The organism is Pedobacter sp. AC163, assembly GCF_979258665.1.
The window spans coordinates 4369676-4389465 of the sequence record NZ_OZ409872.1 but is presented as its reverse complement, the minus strand read 5'-3'; the positions used below and the strand labels follow the sequence as shown (position 1 = coordinate 4389465).

16 protein-coding genes are annotated in these 19790 nt (G+C 37.4%); 15 read left to right on the top strand and 1 reads right to left on the bottom strand.

Annotated features, from left to right (window positions below; all coding sequences use genetic code 11):
• Positions 1 to 2: 2 nt before the first annotated feature.
• Positions 3 to 1964, bottom strand: a complete 1962-nt coding sequence (locus ACZZZK_RS18875) for a KUP/HAK/KT family potassium transporter (RefSeq protein WP_265800939.1) — start codon at positions 1962 to 1964, stop codon at positions 3 to 5.
• Positions 1965 to 2144: 180 nt separating this feature from the next.
• Here ACZZZK_RS18875 and ACZZZK_RS18870 point away from each other — a divergent pair, with 180 nt between their 5' ends.
• From ACZZZK_RS18870 to ACZZZK_RS18800, 15 genes are all read left to right on the top strand, one after another.
• On the top strand, positions 2145 to 2675 hold the full coding sequence (locus tag ACZZZK_RS18870) for a T9SS type A sorting domain-containing protein (protein ID WP_463485477.1): 531 nt from the start codon (positions 2145 to 2147) through the stop codon (positions 2673 to 2675).
• 71 nt (positions 2676 to 2746) lie between these two features.
• Positions 2747 to 3358 (top strand): fumarylacetoacetate hydrolase family protein, encoded by a 612-nt coding sequence (locus tag ACZZZK_RS18865; RefSeq protein WP_463485476.1) that lies wholly within the window; start codon positions 2747 to 2749, stop codon positions 3356 to 3358.
• Between the two features lie 3 nt (positions 3359 to 3361).
• Entirely contained in the window at positions 3362 to 5095 is a 1734-nt protein-coding gene (locus tag ACZZZK_RS18860) for a M23 family metallopeptidase (RefSeq protein WP_463485475.1), read from the top strand.
• Between the two features lie 341 nt (positions 5096 to 5436).
• Entirely contained in the window at positions 5437 to 5901 is a 465-nt protein-coding gene (gene bcp, locus ACZZZK_RS18855; protein WP_463485474.1) for a thioredoxin-dependent thiol peroxidase, read from the top strand.
• Positions 5902 to 5958: 57 nt separating this feature from the next.
• Positions 5959 to 6804 carry a transketolase gene (locus ACZZZK_RS18850; protein ID WP_056851842.1) on the top strand — a complete coding sequence of 282 codons (846 nt, stop codon included), beginning with the start codon at positions 5959 to 5961 and terminating at the stop codon, positions 6802 to 6804.
• A 72-nt stretch (positions 6805 to 6876) separates the two neighbouring features.
• A complete protein-coding gene (locus ACZZZK_RS18845; protein ID WP_056851843.1) occupies positions 6877 to 7836 on the top strand; it encodes a transketolase family protein in 960 nt (319 codons plus the stop codon).
• Positions 7837 to 8002: 166 nt separating this feature from the next.
• Entirely contained in the window at positions 8003 to 8563 is a 561-nt protein-coding gene (locus ACZZZK_RS18840; RefSeq protein ID WP_056851844.1) for an RNA polymerase sigma factor, read from the top strand.
• Positions 8564 to 8596: 33 nt separating this feature from the next.
• Positions 8597 to 9247, top strand: coding sequence for a hypothetical protein (locus ACZZZK_RS18835; protein ID WP_463485473.1), 651 nt, complete (start codon positions 8597 to 8599; stop codon positions 9245 to 9247).
• 6 nt (positions 9248 to 9253) lie between these two features.
• Positions 9254 to 9694 carry a hypothetical protein gene (locus ACZZZK_RS18830; RefSeq protein ID WP_265800948.1) on the top strand — a complete coding sequence of 147 codons (441 nt, stop codon included), beginning with the start codon at positions 9254 to 9256 and terminating at the stop codon, positions 9692 to 9694.
• 69 nt (positions 9695 to 9763) lie between these two features.
• On the top strand, positions 9764 to 10963 hold the full coding sequence (locus tag ACZZZK_RS18825; RefSeq protein WP_463485472.1) for an aspartate aminotransferase family protein: 1200 nt from the start codon (positions 9764 to 9766) through the stop codon (positions 10961 to 10963).
• 116 nt (positions 10964 to 11079) lie between these two features.
• Positions 11080 to 11757: a response regulator transcription factor gene (locus tag ACZZZK_RS18820; RefSeq protein ID WP_265800950.1), complete on the top strand. Its 678-nt coding sequence runs from the start codon at positions 11080 to 11082 to the stop codon at positions 11755 to 11757.
• Between the two features lie 110 nt (positions 11758 to 11867).
• Positions 11868 to 13172: a sensor histidine kinase gene (locus tag ACZZZK_RS18815; RefSeq protein WP_463485471.1), complete on the top strand. Its 1305-nt coding sequence runs from the start codon at positions 11868 to 11870 to the stop codon at positions 13170 to 13172.
• 61 nt (positions 13173 to 13233) lie between these two features.
• Entirely contained in the window at positions 13234 to 15135 is a 1902-nt protein-coding gene (locus ACZZZK_RS18810) for a 7TM diverse intracellular signaling domain-containing protein (RefSeq protein ID WP_463485470.1), read from the top strand.
• A gap of 292 nt (positions 15136 to 15427) precedes the next feature.
• Positions 15428 to 18340: a SusC/RagA family TonB-linked outer membrane protein gene (locus ACZZZK_RS18805; RefSeq protein ID WP_463485469.1), complete on the top strand. Its 2913-nt coding sequence runs from the start codon at positions 15428 to 15430 to the stop codon at positions 18338 to 18340.
• An 11-nt stretch (positions 18341 to 18351) separates the two neighbouring features.
• Positions 18352 to 19776 (top strand): RagB/SusD family nutrient uptake outer membrane protein, encoded by a 1425-nt coding sequence (locus ACZZZK_RS18800; protein WP_463485468.1) that lies wholly within the window; start codon positions 18352 to 18354, stop codon positions 19774 to 19776.
• Positions 19777 to 19790: the final 14 nt, after the last annotated feature.

Below are 19790 nucleotides of genomic sequence, written 5' to 3'. Positions count from 1 at the left end.
GGTTAAACCGGTAATCTGTTGAGTTCAATATCGTCAGGAGTTACAAAAATTAAAGGCACTTTCTCTACATCTACATAGCTGCTATCCAAACCAAAACTTCGTTCTTCTGATAAACTCATTTTCTTTAACAGAAAATAATAGTCCATGATTTGTCTTTCGTAAAAACTCAATTTTGTAAACTTAGAAAGGTGTTTCTCCAATAGTACGAACCTAAAATCACCTGCAATTTTATGCTTATTTAAAGATTTGTATTGACTCGTGATATCAATTTCTCCATTTTTCACCAGCTCTTCAACCACTTTACGGTACAGCAAATTTACCCTTTGCTCTATCCTGAAACCTAAGCGGAAATCAATACGAATAAGCTTTCCGGGAATCAAGAATTCCACTTTATAATCTAAAGTATAAGGCTCGTCCATAACATCTACGTGAACCAACCAATAAACATCGGCACGTTTTGGTTCCTTTTGAATGATAGAGTAAATGATTTTTGATTCTATCTCTGTTTTAAAATTTGCACTGGTGAGGTAAACCAATTGTGAGGAGTACTTTGGAACCGTTTCATCATTACTCAACTCACTCAATATCTGGTAGTAATCTTCAATTTCTACGTATTTAACAAAACGGTTTTTAATCTTGCGAGAGTTGTACCAAGTCCACATCACACTTAGTAAACCGCAACTAATCAACAGCGTTACCCATCCACCATGAACAAACTTAGCCATGTTACCTACTAAGAATGTCAGTTCAATAATAGTGTAAACCCCGACGAAAATAATGATCAAGTATTTGGGAAACTTTTTCCGCAGCATATAAACCGCTACTAAAACCGTTGTCATCAAGAAGGTAAGATTAATAGCTAAGCCATAAGCACCCTCCATATCATCGGATCTTTTGAAATAAAGCACAATTAAAATACAGCCGATACAAAGTAACCAGTTGATAGATGGCACATATAATTGTCCTTTTTGAACACTAGGATAGTTGATTTTAACTTTTGGCCAAAGGTTCAACCTTACTGCTTCAGAAATTAATGTAAATGAACCAGAAATCATGGCTTGCGAGGCAATTACAGCCGCTGTCGTCGCCAGAATAACCATATAAATAACGAGATTTTGTGGTACCAATTGGAAGAAAGGATTTTCCAACGGATTTCTAGGATTATAATTCGGGTGGCTTAGTACCCACGCTCCCTGACCCAAATAATTCAAAATCAGGGTTAGTTTTACAAAGATCCAACTGATGCGAATATTATCTTTACCACAATGACCTAAATCGCTATAAAGTGCCTCAGCACCTGTGGTACATAGGAATACTCCACCCAAAATCACCAACGCACTTGGATTGGTAACAAGTAAATGAATAGCGTAGTAAGGATTTAGTGCCTTAAACACAGATGGATCATCCATCACATGAGATATACCTGTGATGCCCAATGCGGCAAACCAAAAAAACATGATAGGTCCGAAAAGCTTACCCACTAAATTGGTTCCAAATTGCTGAATAACGAACAGTAGAGTAATAATCCCGATTACAATCGGCAATACCGGAACCGTTGGGAAGTTTAGTTTTAAACCTTCAATGGCCGAAGTTACCGTAATACTCGGTGTAATCATTCCATCTGCCAACAAAGCGGCACCTCCGATAATTGCAGGAATAACCAACCATTTAGCTTTTTTGCGAACTAAAGAATAAAGTGAGAAAATTCCGCCTTCACCTCTATTATCGGCCCTTAAGGTTATAATTACATATTTTATGGTGGTCTGGAGCGTCAAAGTCCAGATGATGCATGAAAGTGCACCCAATACGACATCCGAACTGATGGGTTGCCCTGCATCAAATACTGATTTAAAAATTGCTTTGAGCGTGTACAATGGTGATGTACCGATATCGCCGAACACAATTCCCAAACTTACCAGAACTCCTCCGGCCGTTAACGCGTTGACATTTTTATGATCTGACACTTCGTTGATATTTTTAGTGCGTCAAAAGTAAACTAACTATAACAAATTAACAACCATAATATTGTGTAATTTTCACACTATGAAAAACAAAATTAATTGTTAAATTGTGTTAAATTATAACAGAACCATAAAATGTTTAATTTCTTTGTTTTTAATTAATACATTTGCTTAACAAATTTGATGAAACTCTACCCACTAACGTTGCTCACAAAACTTGCATGCATTTTATGCATCGCTTTGTTGTCCAATGTTAATTCTTGGGCCCAACAAGCTGATAGTATTCATATTAGCTTAAAAAACAGAGTCAAAAAAACAAGCAGAGTTCCGGAGATTAAAGCGAATATTCAGCCTTACCGACCATTGTTTGGAACCTTAGGTACTTCAGGAATGTTCAACACTTATTCTGGAAGCGCAAAGCCTACAAATATTGCTGCAACGAAAGATAAATTACTCACCATAGTTAAAATTTATCCTAACCCTGTTGAAGATCAGCTTAATATTATTTTATCAATAGGAAAAGACGGCACCCAGACCACGGTTAAAATTATTGATTTATTGGGCAATGAAGTGGTTACGCTTGCCAATGAGAGGCTGAATGCTGGTGAACAAACCAGAACCTTTAATATCCCGAGCCGATTAAATGCTGGCATCTATTTTTTAAGAGTAATGGCGGGTTCAGAAAGCCAGGTAAAACGCATCTCTGTTTTATAAGCACAATTTCTTTTCTATTTTTGACTCTTCGGGAACCATTTCCGAAAAATACCTCATAAAATTAATCTAGTATGAAAATCATCGCTATTGGTCGCAATTATGCCGAACATGCAAAAGAATTAAATAATCCCATTCCTACAACGCCCGTAATTTTTATGAAACCCGATACGGCGTTATTGAAGGATAATAAACCTTTTTATTTGCCAGAATTTTCTAACGATGTTCATTATGAATTAGAAGTGGTGTTGAAAATCTGTAAAGAGGGCAAACATATCGCTGAAAAGTTTGCGGCAAATTATTATGACGAAATTGGTTTAGGTATTGATTTCACAGCGAGAGATATTCAAAGTAAGCACAAAGAAAAAGGCTTGCCATGGGAACTTGCAAAAAGTTTCGATAGCTCCGCCCCCATCAGTATCTTCTTCCCCAAATCTGATTTCGAAAATTTATATGATTTAAACTTCGAGTTGAAGATTAATGGCGAAACTCGTCAGAAAGGATATACCAAAGATTTACTCTTCTCGTTTGAAAAGATAATCAGTTTTGTTTCACAATACATTACCTTAAAAAAAGGCGATTTAATTTTTACCGGCACGCCTGAGGGGGTAGGAAAAATTAATCAGGGCGATAAACTGGAAGCATGGTTAGAAGACAAGCAACTGTTGAATTTTGATGTAAAATAAAGAATGATAAAAATCCCGATCCGTAACTTGTTCAATGCCTCTTTCCTTATTTATTTTTCTTTATTAGCTCATTTTGCACAGGCGCAACAAATATTTAGCACCAATAAATACCCAATAACCGATTTTCGACAGCCTTTGGATATTATTCCTCCTGCCCTGGCGGGATCATTTGGAGAAATTCGTGGCAACCATTTTCACTCTGGCATCGACTTCCGGACAAATCAACGCGAAGGGTATCCGGTTTATGCGGTTGCAGATGGGTACATTTCCCGCCTTAGGGTTCAAAATAGTGGCTTCGGCTTGGCGCTTTACATCAATCATCCAAATGGTTTTACCACTGTTTATGGCCACTTACAACGCTTTTCTCCAAAAATAGCAACCATTGTAAAAGATTTGGAATACGAAAAAAAATCATTCGAAATTGATGAGTTTCCTGAAGCCACACTTATTCCTGTTCGTAAGGGCGAAGTAATTGCTTGGTCAGGTAATCGGGGCAGTTCTGGAGGGCCGCATTTACATTTTGAAATTAGAGATACCAAAACAGAAGAAACCATAAACCCACAATTTTTCGGCATTAACATTCCTGATAATATCCCGCCGGTAATTCATGGTTTATATGTTTACCGTTTAAATGGAAAAACTTTTAACGAATTTACGCCGAAACAAGCCATTGGCATTAGTGGTGCAGCTGGCAGTTACAAAGCAATTGCTCAGGTTAGTTTAACCGGCGAAGTTGGTTTTGGCGTTGTGGTAACGGACAGGCACAATGGTTTATCTGGTACAAATGGTGTTTATTCTATCCAACTGGAGCTTGACGGCAAAATGATTTATACGTCTGCCTTAGAACGTTTTTCTTTTGAGAACAGCAAAGCGATTAATTCACACATCGATTATCCAACTTATATCAATACGAAAAGAAGTATTCAAAAAAGTTTTGTCGACCCTGGCAATCCCCTGAAAATTTATAGCGGGTTGGTGAATAGCGGAAGAATTAACTTTAACGATGGCGCAACCCACCAGCTCCGATATATCATAACCGATTCAAAAGGAAACGCATCAATATTGCCTTTTACGGTAAATGCTGGAACAGCTTCTCTCGCTGCTCCTGTTATCCCGGCGGGTTTAAATTTTCCTTATAACAAAGCCAGTGAATTTAATAGCGATGAAATCAAAGTGGTTATTCCGCAAGGCACTTTATATAATGACTTAAATTTTGTGTATAAAAAATTGCCTAAACCAGCTGGAAACGCTTATTCTGCCATACATCAAATTCATAATAGATTTACCCCGCTACATATTGGGTTTAATTTATGGATAAAAGCCGATGCCCTTCCCGAATATTTACGTGATAAAGCTTTAATAGTAAGCACAGGTGGTTCATCACAAGGCGGCTCGTTCGATAACGGGTACTTAAAGGCGACACCAAAGAATTTCGGCAGTTTTTATATTGCTGTTGATACCATTGCGCCCAGAATTGTCCCTACTAATATAGCCGATGGAAAAAGTATGGCGGGGTTATCAAAAATGACTTTCAAAATCAGTGATAATCTTTCTGGAATAAAAAGTTTTAGCGGCTACATTGATGGCAAATGGGTTTTAATGGAATTTGATACAAAAACAGCAACCCTATGGCATAGCTTTGATGATAGAACAGCATCTGGCAAACACACTCTTGAGTTGGTGGTAACAGACGGGAAAGATAATGTGAAGCGTTATGCCATTTCATTTTTCAGATAGCCGCATCAATCTTCTTTGAATTTGATGTTTGACCAATACAATTTTGCAGTCCAACACATTCAAAATAGCATCTATTTAGCCACTTAGCCCCGGGTACAGCGGTACACTGCAGCAAGTAGGGCACCGACGATGCGAAGCGTACAAGCGCAACACGGGAAGAATGGAGGTTTAACGTACAGAATTGCGCTCCAAAACAAAGAATTAATAAGTGAATTTCCGGCTAAATCAAAAATCTGAACCCTAATAATGTCATCTTTTAACATTCATTGAACACTATAACAGGTTAAACTGTTTAAATTGCAATCTCAAAATAGTCAGTTTACATCTAAAATCATTTATATATGGCCGAATTAAAGGAAGGCGATCAAGCACCTTCAATTACATCCAAAGATCAAAACGGAACCGCGGTTTCGTTGAGCGATTACCAAGGCAAAACAGTGGTACTGTATTTTTATCCGAAAGACGATACACCTGGCTGCACAGCCGAAGCCTGCGATTTTAGAGACAATTACCAGGGTTTGCAAGCTAAGGGAATTGTGGTTTTGGGTGTAAGTGTTGATGACGAAAAATCGCACCAAAAATTTGTAACTAAACACAACCTGCCTTTTACTTTACTGGCAGATACTGATCAGAAAATTGTAACTGATTATGGCGTTTGGGCAGAAAAAAACATGTATGGCAAAAAATACATGGGTACGGTTCGCACTACTTTCATTATTGATGGCGATGGCAAAATTACCCACATCATCAAAAAAGTTGACACTAAAAACGCTACTCAGCAAGTACTCGATTTAATCAATAACTAATTATGATATAGCAGTTAAAATATTAACTTTGCTATGTAACAACAACCTCTTATTTTAATGAAACATACAATAAAAGAGCTAGAAGATATTGCCTCGCAAATCAGAAGAGATATCGTAAGAATGGTTCACGGCTGCCAATCTGGCCATCCGGGCGCTTCGCTAGGATGTGCAGATTTTTTTACCGCTTTATATTTTGAAGTATTGAACCACAAAACAGACTTCACGATGGAAGGTAAAGGAGAAGATTTATTCTTCCTATCTAACGGACATATTTCACCAGTTTGGTACAGTACCTTGGCACACGCTGGTTATTTCGATAAAAGTGAATTGGCTACTTTCCGTAAATTAGATTCAAGATTGCAAGGTCACCCAACCACACATGAGCATCTACCAGGAATCCGCATCGCTTCGGGTTCATTAGGTCAGGGTTTATCAGTGGCTATTGGCGCTGCCTTAGCTAAGAAACTAAACGGTGATCATTCTCACATTTTTGCTTTATTAGGTGATGGCGAATTGCAAGAAGGACAAAACTGGGAAGCTGCGATGTTTGCCCCTTTCAACAAAGTTGATCATTTAATTGCTTCGGTAGATTACAATGGCCAGCAAATTGACGGACCAACAAGTAAAGTTTTGGCTTTAGATGATTTACAAGCAAAATTCGAAGCTTTTGGATGGCATGTAATTAATACTGATGGTAACGATATGCAAGCCATTGTTGAAGGTTTACATTATGCAAAAACATTAACCGGAAAAGGCAAACCAATTTTAAATTTAATGAGCACGCAAATGGGTGCAGGTGTAGATTATATGGTTGGCTCACATAAATGGCATGGTACGGCTCCAAATGATGAGCAATTGGCTTCAGCTTTAGCGCAATTACCAGAAACTTTAGGGGATTATTAAATCAGATTGGAGATGTGAGTTGTGAGATGTAAGTCTCATATCTGATGTCTAAAATCTCATATCTAAGATATAATGAAAAAATACACTTATACAGAAAAAAAAGATACACGTTCGGGATTTGGTGCTGGCTTACATGAGGCAGGAAAAAAGAACGAAAACGTTGTAGCATTGTGTGCTGATTTAGTCGGATCGCTTAAAATGGATGCTTTTATCAAAGATTTTCCAGAGCGTTTTACTCAGGTTGGTATTGCCGAAGCAAACATGATTGGTATAGCAGCAGGTATGACAATTGGCGGCAAAATTCCTTTTACCGGAACTTTCGCTAACTTTTCTACAGGTCGTGTTTACGATCAGATCCGTCAATCGGTAGCTTATTCTAATAAAAACGTTAAAATTTGTGCATCTCACGCTGGTTTAACTTTGGGTGAAGATGGTGCAACACACCAAATTTTAGAAGACATCGGTTTAATGAAAATGTTGCCAGGCATGGTAGTAATCAATCCTTGCGATTATAACCAGACCAAAGCGGCAACTATGGCCATAGCGGAATATGAAGGTCCTGTTTACTTGCGTTTCGGTCGCCCGGTAATTCCAGTATTTACAGATCCTGATCAAAAATTTGAGATTGGTAAAGCCTGGATGGTTAACGAAGGAACTGATGTAACCATTATTGCAACTGGCCACATGGTTTGGAAAGCAATCGAAGCTGGTGAAAAATTAGCAGAATTAGGTATCGATGCGGAAATTATCAATATCCACACCATTAAACCTTTGGATGATGAAGCGATCTTAAAATCAGTAAAGAAAACAGGTTGCGTGGTGACTTGCGAGGAGCACAATAAATTTGGTGGTTTGGGCGAAAGTGTTGCCCGCTTATTGACTACTGAATTACCTACACCACAGGAATTTGTAGCTACGAACGATACTTTCGGCGAAAGCGGAACACCAGATCAATTGATGTCGAAATATGGCTTAGATGCTGTAAACATTGTTGAAGCGGTTCAAAAAGTAATCGGCAGAAAAAAAGCATAATGTTTTTAGTATAAAAAAGGAAATAGAGAATGGGGAACAGGAAATAGATAATCTGCTAATGCAGCGTAATTTCTGAACACCTATTCCCTACTTCTATTTCCTATTTACCATTTCCTCTTATACAATTCTTACCTTCCTTCAAAAAAAACCTCTCCTAGAAAAATAGATGAAACAAGTTGAAGATTCAGAAATTCTTGCCCTTTTTGCCGTCGAGAAAACCCGAAATGAAGCTTTTAACTTGTTATTAAAAAAATATCAGCAGAAAATTTATTGGCACATTCGCAGGTTAGTGCTCAACCACGATGATTGTGATGATCTATTACAGGAAGTTTTCGTAAAGGTTTGGAAAAACCTCGATAAATTTAGAAGTGATTCTCAACTTTATACCTGGATCTATCGCATCGCTACCAATGAATCCATTACATTTTTAAATAAGCAAAAGCAAAGAAACAACACGCCATTGGATGAAGTATCATCGGAATTGGCTGATAATCTGGTTGCCTCTTCCTATTTTAATGGTGATAAATTGGAGCTTAAGCTACAAAAAGCTATTCTTACCCTTCCCGAAAAACAACGGATCATTTTCAACATGAAATATTTTGATGATATGAAATATGAAGAAATTTCGGAAGTTTTAGGCACGTCAGTTGGCGCCTTAAAAGCATCATTTCATATCGCAGCAAAAAAAATTGAAGCGATTATCACAAATGATGAAATTGATTTTTAAACCTTTTCATCTTAATTCAATCATATATCTGTGATGAACGAAAATATAGAAGATAACGATTGGAAAAAGGATGCACCAAGCTTAGCAGCAAGGGGCAAAAAGAATCCTTTTACTGTTCCGAATAACTATTTCAATAGTGTAGAGGAGATAGTGCATTCAAACATTTTTTTAGATGGATTGAAAGAAAAGGCCAATAATCGCGACTTTGCAGTTCCGCAGGATTACTTTGAAGATTTAACGGAACGTATTGAAACAAATATCAGATTAACGGAACTGCCCAAAGCAGCAAACACCTTCGCTGTCCCCGAAAATTATTTTGACACTTTACAAAACAGAATTTCGGATAAAATTGCAGCTGAAGCACCACAAAAAACTGCGAAAATTGTTCCGCTTTGGAGAAGAAGCCTGGTTAAATATGCAAGTGCAGCCTGCTTCGTTTTAATTGCTTCATTTGGTGCTTACTTTTATCAAAACAGCAGTTCTATTCCTGTTGCTCAAACCCAACCGGCCGATTTTGCAAGCGAGCAAATGTTGTATGACATAGATGAAAGTACAATTATTGAACATTTAGAAGCACAAAATACGACAGCTTCAAAAACTACTTCTGCCTCAGATACAGAAATGGAAAACTATATATTGAGTAATTTCTCTTCGAGTGATTTAACTCATGAATTAAATAATTAATTAGAAATGAAGAATTTATTATTCGTTGCTTTAATGTTTTTATTACCCACTACCCTTTTGGCACAAAGGCCAAAAAATGAGGAGATAGAATCATTGAAAATTGCCTTTTTTACCCAAAAACTTGATTTATCGCCAGAAGAAGCTAAAATATTCTGGCCGATTTATAACGATATGCAAGCAGAGCAAAATGCTTTACGTAAGGAAAGGATGCAAAAAATGATCTCTTACAGGAAAACTACTGAAATTGACAATTTAAGCGACGCCCAGGTACAAAGTTTAATTACCAGCGAGTTTGATTTTAAACAAAGAGATCTTAACCTTGATAAAAAATACTACAACCGTTTAAAGTCTAATCTACCGATCAAAGTGGTTGGAAAATTTTACAGAGCTCAGGAAGGCTTCAAGCGAGAATTGCTCAATCGCTTTAAAGGCGGACCGAGAAACTAATTGAAAGACTTGCTTAAATGCAAGTCTTTTTTTGTTCTAAAGCCTACTGCAAATCCGTACTTTTGTGCCATGCTTACCCAACGTCAGTTGTTTTTACAACACAATGCACAAACCTCTCCAGAACCTTTAATGCTCGAATTTGTAAGGGCTAAAGGCGTGTATATTTACGATTCATCTGATAAAAAACACCTCGATCTTATTGCCGGTATTGGCGTAAGTAATGTGGGCCATTGCCATCCAGCGGTGGTTAAAGCCATACAAAAGCAAGCCGAAACCTATATGCACTTAATGGTGTATGGAGAATATATACAAACGCCACAGGTAAATTTTGCAAAGGCATTAGCCGATATTTTACCCCCAAGTTTAAGCTGTACTTACTTTTTAAATTCAGGAACAGAAGCGGTTGAGGGCGCCATGAAATTGGCTAAACGTTATACGGGCAGGACTGGATTTATTGCCTGTAAAAATGCTTATCATGGCAGTACACAAGGAGCTGAAAGTTTAATGGAAAGCGATTTCTACTCTTCAGGATATGGACCGTTTTTACCAAATGTAAGTTTCATTGAACACAATAACTTAGCTAATCTTGATAAAATAACAGAAGAAATAGCCGCTGTTTTTATAGAACCCATTCAGGGTGAGGCTGGAATTCGCGTTGCCGATTTAAGTTACATGCTGGCATTAAGAGCAAAATGTACCGAAACCAAAACGCTGTTGATTTTCGATGAAATTCAATCTGGTTTTGGCAGAAGCGGAAAAATGTTTGCTTTCGAACATTATAATGTTGTTCCTGATGTTTTACTTTTAGCCAAAGGAATTGGTGGGGGAATGCCCATTGCTGCATTCATCAGTTCGTTGGAAATCATGTCGGTACTATCGCACACACCAATATTAGGCCACATGACAACCTTTGGCGGCCATCCGGTTTGCTGTGCAGCGGGCTTGGCTACCTTAAGAACATTGGTAGACAATAATATAGTAGAGACAGTAGAAGAAAAGGGTCAACTTTTTAAGTCGTTGCTGAAACATAAAGCTATTAAAGAAATAAGAGGCAAAGGTTTAATGCTTGCGGTAGAATTTGAAAGCTTCGAAATCAACAAAAAAATTATAGATGCCTGTATTTTAGATGGCATATTATCGGATTGGTTTTTACATTGCAGCAACTCCATGCGCATCGCTCCTCCTTTGATCATCACCAAAGAGGAAATAGAAGAAGCCTGCCAGATCATTTTAAAAAATATTAACTTAGTTGTTGAGCTGAAAAACTAAAGCTTAATGATCAAAGAAAAAACTTGGTTTAAAACTGACTTGTAAATTCGAAAGCAATAAAACATATATTCTTTACACCCAATCTTGATACTTGCTACTAAATACTTAATACTCATATGAACGTACTCATAGTTGAAGATGAAAAAGGCCTGGCGCTCGAAATGGATGAATTTCTAAGCAAAGAGGGTTTCATTGTAGAGCATGCCTGGAAAAAGTCCTCCGCCGAGGAAAAGATTTTTGTAAACAATTATGACTTCATTTTACTTGACTTAGGCTTGCCTGATGGTGATGGTTTTGAGGTTTTAAAACAGTTAAAAGGGTTAAAAGACCGTGATGACGCAGTGATAATTTTGACCGCCAGAAGCGCAGTAGACGACCGCATTAAAGGTTTAGATGAAGGGGCAGATGATTATTTACCAAAGCCCTTCTCGCTGAATGAGCTATTAGCCCGCATGCATGCCATTACCCGGAGAAAGCACAAGTTAGAAAAAAATGAAATCAACATTCACGATTTCTTGCTGAATATTCAAAATAGAACGGTCTCTTTTGGCGAAGAAAGGCTAAACCTCACCAAAAAGGAATTCGAAATTTTCAATTATCTGGTGCTAAATAAAAATCGGGTAGTTTCAAGGATGAGTTTAACTGAGCATGTTTGGGGCGATATTTTAGAAGTCAATTCTGATTCGAACTTTGTGGATGTGCATGTAAAAAACCTAAGAAAAAAGCTGACTGCGATTAGCCCGATAGATTGGTTTGAAACCGTGAGAAGTATCGGTTATAGGATCAATTGTTGATCAAGTCGGAAGAGTGAAATTCGACGAAGGAAGTTTGAAGCATATTTGAAGCCTATTCCACAAGTACACCAATGAAACAAATGAGTCATTGAACTATTTGAACCAACCAAATGAAGTTACAGGTTAAGTTTTCTTTGTATAATGCCATCACTAAAATTGCAATCATTGTGGTATTGGGAGGGATTATACTATTCTCCCTAGATAACATTGCCTTTAACCAACTTGATAACCGGTTAGTAAAAAAGAAGAATCGAATTATTGAGCACCTCAACGAAAACGAGATTGACAGCCTGCTAAACAAAGAACAATCGTTTACAGATTATAATATTTTAAAAGAAGAATTCATCGTTTTAACAGATATATCTGATAATCAAAAAAAAGCTTCAGCTACAATTATTACTGAAAAACGTGAAATTGAAGGCGATGTTGAGGTATACAGAATTCTCAATTATAAATTTTCATACCACACCAATTGGTACAATTTAGAGATCGGCGAATCGATGACTGCGCTCTCGTCGATTAAAAATACCATTAGATTTTATATGTTGATGGTTTTGTTCGCTGCGTTAATCATCACTTTAATGACCGATTATTTCTTTTCCAATTATTTGCTGAAACCTTTTTATACCATTATCGATAAAAAGATAAACCTCGTTAACGACCCTGCTCATTACAATTACGATAACATTCCAACCAGCACGGATGATTTTAAAATTTTAGACAATAGTATAAATTCTTTGATGAGAAAAATTAGTACGCTGTTTGCACTAGAAAAGCAGTTTATAGCCAATGTTTCTCATGAATTATTGACCCCAATCTCTGTTTTAAGCACTCGTTTCGAGAATATGCTAAATACACCAGATATTCCGGAAGAGCATGAAAACAAAATTTACGCTTCCCTGAAAACGCTAAATAGATTAAAGGTTATTATCAACAGTCTGCTATTGATATCCAAAGTGGAGAATAATCAATATTTGAAAACTGAAGAAATTAGTCTGAAACAAGAGATAAATGATATTTATGAAGATCTGGAAGATAGAATTTTAGATAAGAACATCCGCTATGATTTATCCATTACAAAAGATTTCAAGTTTTTGGGGAATAAAGCACTCATCCATATATTATTGAACAACCTAATTAATAATGCAATAAAATATAATGTGGCCGGCAGTTTCATCAACATTACAGGGCAAACTGTGCAGCATCATTACAAACTGACCATAAGTGATGGCGGCGTGGGCATGAATAAAGAACTATTGACAAATGCCTTCGACCGCTTTAAACGGGGAAATACGGAGGAGAATGGTTTCGGCTTAGGCTTGGCAATTGTACAAAGTATAGCCAAATTTCACAATATTGAAGTCGAAATTCAATCTGAAGAAAATAAAGGCACAAGCATTTCTCTTATTTTTTAAAATGAAATTGCACTGATACGCTTATTGCTAACTGCTTAAGCAAATCGTTACCTTTGTATTAATGCAATTATCGTTTCTGAAGAAAATATTTTTATTATCCTTTACCACTTTGCTGCTGGCCATTTCCGGATTAAAAGCGCAAAAAATTGTGGAGGTAAATGACAGCATTCCGCAGCATATATTCACGTTTAACGAAATAGAATTTTTTGAAGATGCAAAAAACGAGTTTACGTTTGAACAGATAAAAAGTAAAAATTTCGATCAAAAATTCAAAGGAAGCATATCCAGCACACCACAAACTAAAAATCTAAACAAAACTTATTGGTTCAGGATTAAAATCAAGAACAATGAAAAGGCAAGGAAGCCATTTTTGTTAGAATTTTTCGATCAAACGATTGATCAGATTACGGCATATATCCCTCAAAGCGATCAGCGTTATAAAATCGAAATTCTTGGTGATGCAAACGCTTTTAATAAACGCCTGATCCACCATAAAAATTTTGAAATCCCCGTTCAAAATGAGGGTAACGACGCTCAAGTTTATTATTTCAAGATCAGTTCTTCCCAGATTGCGGACGTAATTATCGTGTTAAGATCAGCCGAATGGTTTATATCTTATGCCCTGGATGAATATTTCTATTTTGGAATATTTTATGGGATGATTTTGGTCTTTAGCTTTTATAACCTCATTATGTTTATCGCCATTCGGCAGAAACAGTATTTATATTATGTTCTTTATAATTTAAGTGTTGGCTTTTTCGAAATGAGCAGTGATGGCATTGCCTATCAGTACTTATGGCCAAATTCTCCGGTGTGGAATCAGGTGGCTTATGCGTTCGCACTATGTGCAACCAGCATTTTTGCCTTATTATTTACACGAGAATTGTTGTTTGTTAAAGCCAAAGCACCGAAATTAAATCAGCTCATTGTTGGTGTAATTGTAGTTCGGTTAATCTTTTTTGCTTACTGTTACCTCTTCGACCAAACGCTTTTCAGCTTCAAATTTATCGAGGCTATTCCATTGGCTGTTGCATTTTTTACTGGTATCTACATTTATAAAAATGGTTATCAGCCAGCACGTTTTTTTGTATTGGGCTATACCTTTTTGTTTCTTGGCTTTGCAATGAAATTTCTGATCATGCTAGGTTTTAGCTGGCTGAACTTTGGAGTAGTAAGCTATTATAGTTTGAGCTTTTGTTTCGTATTGGAAATGGTTTTTCTATCGTTTGCCATTGGCGATAAAGTTCGATTGCTGAAGCTAAAGAAAGATAAAGCACAGCAGAAAATCATCAAACAGATGGCAATTAATGCAAAGTTGAAAGACACTGTTAACCAGGAACTAGAAACCAAAGTAGAAGAACGCACGCGGGAGGTTTACCATAAATCGATCATTATCGAGAGTAAAAACCAGGCTTTAGAAGAAGCGAACGCTTTACTGCAAAAACAGGCTGAAGAAATTTCGAGAATGAACGTACTGCTGGAACAGGATAATGAAGAACTTCAAACCAGTGTAGAGAAAGTAACGCGTGATCGGGTGATGAATACCGAGGTCGACTTTGAGGAATTCAGCAAGATCTATCCTGACAAGGAAACCTGTTACCAATTTTTAGCGGAACTGAAATGGAACAAAGGCTATCATTGCCGTAAATGCAGTAACGACCATTATTTTTCCGGCCATATTTTACACAGTCGCCGCTGTAGCAAATGCGGCTATGAAGAATCGGTTACTACTTACACCATTTTTCACAACACAAGAATTCCGATCAATAAAGCCTTCTACATGATCTTCCTGATCTATTCTTCAAAAGGAAAAATCTCCTCGCATAAGCTTTCCGAATTGCTTTCCATTAGGCAAAGCACCTGCTGGACGTTTGGCACCAGAATCAAAAAAGTGATGGATGACCGTAAGAAAACGCTAAAAAAAGGTGGGAAAAATGGGTGGAGCCAATTGGTGATCGAGTAAATCGACATCGAATTCCGCTATTTTCAAGCTGGATTAGCAACAAAATCTTAACAAATAGTTAAGGTATTTAAGCGTATCATTTTCCCACTGGCAGCATGCTTAGTTTAATTGCTTAAGTGCTGATAATCAATGCAAAAACCTAAATTTTAACTGTGGTACTTAAGCGTATCAAAAACAACACAAAGAACTAATTATCAGTAACTTACATCAAATTTAATCTATCAAAAACTTGTTTTTAACATTAAATGAGTAGTAACTTTACATCCTATAACAATTAACAAGAGCAAAAATTATGAGAAAAAAGTTTACATTGCTTATGGTATGTATTCTATGCGGAATCTCTTTGAGTATGGCACAGAATGTAACTATAAAAGGGCTGGTAAAAGATCAAAAAGGTCTGCCCCTGCCTGGAGTTTCTGTAAAAGTTAAAGGAACTAACCAAGGTGCTTCAACCGCAGATAATGGAACATACACCATATCTGCTCCACAAAATTCAACATTAGAATTTTCTTTTATCGGTTTTAAAGCCGTTGAAGAAACAGTAAATAACCGTACAACAATTAATGTGACGTTATCTGATGATAACCAACAATTAAACGAAGTTGTAGTAATTGGTTATGGTACTACTACAAAGAAAGATTTAACCACCGCTGTTGTTTCGGTATCATCAAAAGATCTCGAAAATCAGCCAATTACCAACCCGTTGCAAGCCATTCAAGGTCGTGCGGCTGGTGTACAGGTAAGTTCTCAGTCTGGTAAACCCGGTGCAGGAATTTCCATCAGCATCAGGGGAAATACTTCAATTACTGCATCCAATAGCCCGCTATATGTTATTGACGGAGTAACTTCAAGAGATGCAAGTTTTGTAAATGCAAACGACATTGAGTCGATGACGATTTTGAAAGACGCATCTGCTGCAGCCATTTATGGTTCAAGCGGTGCAAATGGTGTGGTTTTGATTACCACCAAAAAAGGTTCTGCAGGTAAATTAAAAGTAGCGTTCAATGCTTTTACAGGTTTTTCTAACTTCTGGCAAGAACAAGAAGTGTTAAACAGCGATCAATACGTTGGTTTAATGAGAGAATTAGGTTACACCTCTTTTGGAGGCACCAATAATACCGATTGGCAAAAAGAAACCTTTGGAACGGGCAAACAAAATCAATATCAGGTTTCACTTTCTGGCGGTACTAAAAGTGGTCAATACTATTTCTCTACTGGCTACCAGCAAGATCAGGGTGTTGTTGCACCAGCGAAATTAGATCGTTTGACGGCTAACTTCAACGGTACGCAAAACATTACGCCCTGGTTAAAATTAACCGGAAATGCAGTATTGACATCCAGCAACTCTATCGATGTTGGCGATAATAGCAGTGTTTCTCGTGGTGGTGTTATCTTGGGTGCATTAACAACCCCTCCTACCATTGGTATTTTTGCACCTAACGGTCAATACACTACTATTCCGAATGCAGGTGGTTGGGACAATCCTCTGGCTTTAGCATTCGGTTCTGATAACAGAAATAGAAACTTTAGATTTATTGGAGCTTTCGGTGCACAATTGAATTTCACTAAAGATTTATATTTGAAATCTACTATCAGCACTAATAATAACAGAAACTTCTACCGTTATTTTACAGATAATTTCCTGACTACTTATGGTCGCCAGGAAAGAGGTGTTGTACGTGATAACACGACTAGAGAAGGTGTTTGGTTGAATGAAAACATCTTAAACTACACTAAGAATGTAGGCAAAAATGCTTTCACAGCAACAGGTGGTTATACGATTCAATCATCAGATTGGAAATACAACAACAATGAATCTACCCGCTTTTATGATGCAGCAGGCAATCCAACAGCACCATCCGTAGCCTTAACTATTCCACAACGTGCGCAATGGAGCAAGCAATCTTATTTGGCACGTGTAACTTATGCTTACGATAGTAAATACTTGTTCAGTTCAAATTTTAGGGCCGATGGTTCATCAAGATTTGCTAAAGAAAACCGTTTCGGTTATTTCCCTTCAGTTTCTGCTGGATGGAGAATTTCTGGCGAAAACTTTATGAAAGAAAGCAAAACCATTGATGATTTAAAACTTCGTGGTAGTTGGGGTAAAGTGGGTAACGATGAAGGTATTGGAGATTACGCTTACTTAAAACTATACAGCGTAAATGCACAAGGCGAATACAATCTTCAAAATCCGGCTAATAATGCATTAACTTGGGAAAAAACGACCCAAACCAATATTGGTTTGGATTTAACCATGTTTAAAAGCAGAATTACTTTCAGCGCTGATGCTTACTTGAAAAAGACAAATGATTTATTGATCAACGTCCAACTGCCTCCATCGTCGGGTTTTGGAAGCCAGGCTTATAACGTTGGCTCAATGGAAAATAAGGGTTTAGAGTTTACTTTATCCACCAAAAACTTCGATCGTGAAAAATTCAAATGGACTACCGATTTAAACTTCTCACTTAACCGTAACAAGGTTACCGATTTAGGTTCTACAACACAATCGTTGGATTTTGCGGGTATTTATGAGCGTGATGCAGCTGTAAGAGTGGTTACAGGAATGCCATTAGGAAGCTTTTACGGATATCAATTTACTGGTGTTAATCCAGCTACCGGTGCGGCGATGTATGCTGACACGAATAACAATGGTGTAACTGGTTCTGCTGATCCAGGTGATAGAACTTTTATCGGTTCTGCTCAGCCTAAGTTTATCTACGGAGTGACCAATAATTTAACTTACGGGAATTGGAATTTGAATATCTTTTTCCAGGGTGTTCAAGGAAGCCAATTGTTTAATGCAACCAGAATTGACTTAGAGGGAATGTTTGATTCTAAAAATCAATCTGCTGTGGTATTGAACAGATGGACTACCCCAGGCCAGATTACCAATATTCCAAAAGCGCTAAGAAGCAGTTCAGAAAATTCATTAACGTCTAGCCGCTTTGTAGAAGATGCCTCCTACTTACGTTTAAAAACGGCTACGCTCTCTTACAGCTTTGGTCAGTCAGTTTTAGAAAAATTAAAAATGAGCAAAATTACCTTGTTTGCAACAGGTTACAACTTGCTTACTTTCACTAACTATTCTGGTCTAGATCCAGAGGTAAATGTGAGCGATGCAAATGGTCCAAACATGGGCGTTGATTTTGGAACTTATCCTCAATCTAGAAGTATATTATTCGGTGTTAATATTGGATTTTAAGAATTAAGAAAATGAAACTAAAAATATATTCATTAGTAGCCGCAGCAGTATTGACTATTACGATGCAAAGCGGTTGCAAAAAAGATTTCCTTGATAAACAACCATTTAACCAGGTTACTGGCGATGTGGCGTTTACAACAGCTGCTGGAGCAGAGAAACTAATTTCGGGTACTTATGGAGGCATGTATAATGACTACCATATTTGGGATTACATGGTAAATGGCGACGTAACCTCTGATAATGCTTATGCAGGCGGCGATAACCCTGCAAATATTCAAATAGATTTATTCACCACAAACTCCACTAATGGAAACGTTGGCCGGGATTGGAGTGGATTATATTCGAACATTAAAAATGCAAATGAGGTACTGGAAAATGTACCTAACATTCAGGATCCAGCTTTAGATGCCAGTGGTAGAAGAGGTCAGATTTTGGGAGAAGCAGCTACCTTGCGGGCTTATTTTTACTTCCATTTAGTACGTTTATGGGGCGGTGTTCCTTTAGTACTAAAATCGCCAACTACTTTGGAAGAAATGCAAAAATCCCGTTCTTCTGTTGATGAAGTGTATGCTCAAATCATTAAAGATTTAGAATATGCCTTGCCACTGGTACGCACAAGCGCTCCAAACAAAGGAATCATTACAAAAGGTATCGTAAACGCATTATTAGCTAAAGTTTACGCTTCAAAACCTAATCCAGATTGGACAAAGGTGCAGCAATATGCTGATGCAACCATCAATGGAGGTTATTCATTAATTGGTTCTTTTGATCAACTGTTTGATGGCGCACATAAAAACAATAGCGAATCGATATGGGAAATGCAGTACGATGGCTGGGGTGGTCCTTCTGGTCGTGGTAACTGGATGACTGGTGTTATTGTCGGCACAGGATGGAAACGTTTTTGTACACCAACAAATGATTTAGTGGCTGCGTTTGATTCCGAAGGTGATGTGATCCGTAAAAATACGAGTATTAGTTTTAAAAACGTATCTACAGAGGGATGGTCTGATGATTATTGGTCGAAGTCCAATTATCCTTTCATTAACAAATACAGAAATGATGATTTGGCTAACTCTTATATTATTCGTTTGGCCGACATTAAATTATTAAAGGCAGAAGCTTTAAATGAGTTAAGCGCATCAGGATGGTCAGCAGCAGCTCCAATTGTAAATGAAATTCGCGGACGTGTGAAGTTAGGTATTACTCCAGCTGCAAATCAAGCTGATATGCGTTTAGCAATCGAAAAAGAAAGACGTTTAGAATTAGCTTTTGAAGGTCATCGCTGGTTCGATTTATTAAGAACAAATAGAGCGGTTGCAGTGATGAACAACCAAAAAAATGGCAGCGGCGCTAACCTAAATTATAATGTTACTGCGGGAAAATTATTGTTCCCGATCCCTCAGGCAGAATGGGATAGAAATCCGAATATTCGCTAGACGAAAGGTGACGC

What these genes read in the sequence shown, in the direction of transcription:
- ACZZZK_RS18870 (WP_463485477.1), top strand. Translation starts at nt 2,145, where the DNA reads ATGAAACTCTACCCACTAACGTTGCTCACAAAACTTGCATGCATTTTA.
- ACZZZK_RS18865 (WP_463485476.1), top strand. Translation starts at nt 2,747, where the DNA reads ATGAAAATCATCGCTATTGGTCGCAATTATGCCGAACATGCAAAAGAA.
- ACZZZK_RS18860 (WP_463485475.1), top strand. Translation starts at nt 3,362, where the DNA reads ATGATAAAAATCCCGATCCGTAACTTGTTCAATGCCTCTTTCCTTATT.
- bcp (WP_463485474.1), top strand. Translation starts at nt 5,437, where the DNA reads ATGGCCGAATTAAAGGAAGGCGATCAAGCACCTTCAATTACATCCAAA.
- ACZZZK_RS18850 (WP_056851842.1), top strand. Translation starts at nt 5,959, where the DNA reads ATGAAACATACAATAAAAGAGCTAGAAGATATTGCCTCGCAAATCAGA.
- ACZZZK_RS18845 (WP_056851843.1), top strand. Translation starts at nt 6,877, where the DNA reads ATGAAAAAATACACTTATACAGAAAAAAAAGATACACGTTCGGGATTT.
- ACZZZK_RS18840 (WP_056851844.1), top strand. Translation starts at nt 8,003, where the DNA reads ATGAAACAAGTTGAAGATTCAGAAATTCTTGCCCTTTTTGCCGTCGAG.
- ACZZZK_RS18835 (WP_463485473.1), top strand. Translation starts at nt 8,597, where the DNA reads ATGAACGAAAATATAGAAGATAACGATTGGAAAAAGGATGCACCAAGC.
- ACZZZK_RS18830 (WP_265800948.1), top strand. Translation starts at nt 9,254, where the DNA reads ATGAAGAATTTATTATTCGTTGCTTTAATGTTTTTATTACCCACTACC.
- ACZZZK_RS18825 (WP_463485472.1), top strand. Translation starts at nt 9,764, where the DNA reads ATGCTTACCCAACGTCAGTTGTTTTTACAACACAATGCACAAACCTCT.
- ACZZZK_RS18820 (WP_265800950.1), top strand. Translation starts at nt 11,080, where the DNA reads ATGAACGTACTCATAGTTGAAGATGAAAAAGGCCTGGCGCTCGAAATG.
- ACZZZK_RS18815 (WP_463485471.1), top strand. Translation starts at nt 11,868, where the DNA reads ATGAAGTTACAGGTTAAGTTTTCTTTGTATAATGCCATCACTAAAATT.
- ACZZZK_RS18810 (WP_463485470.1), top strand. Translation starts at nt 13,234, where the DNA reads ATGCAATTATCGTTTCTGAAGAAAATATTTTTATTATCCTTTACCACT.
- ACZZZK_RS18805 (WP_463485469.1), top strand. Translation starts at nt 15,428, where the DNA reads ATGAGAAAAAAGTTTACATTGCTTATGGTATGTATTCTATGCGGAATC.
- ACZZZK_RS18800 (WP_463485468.1), top strand. Translation starts at nt 18,352, where the DNA reads ATGAAACTAAAAATATATTCATTAGTAGCCGCAGCAGTATTGACTATT.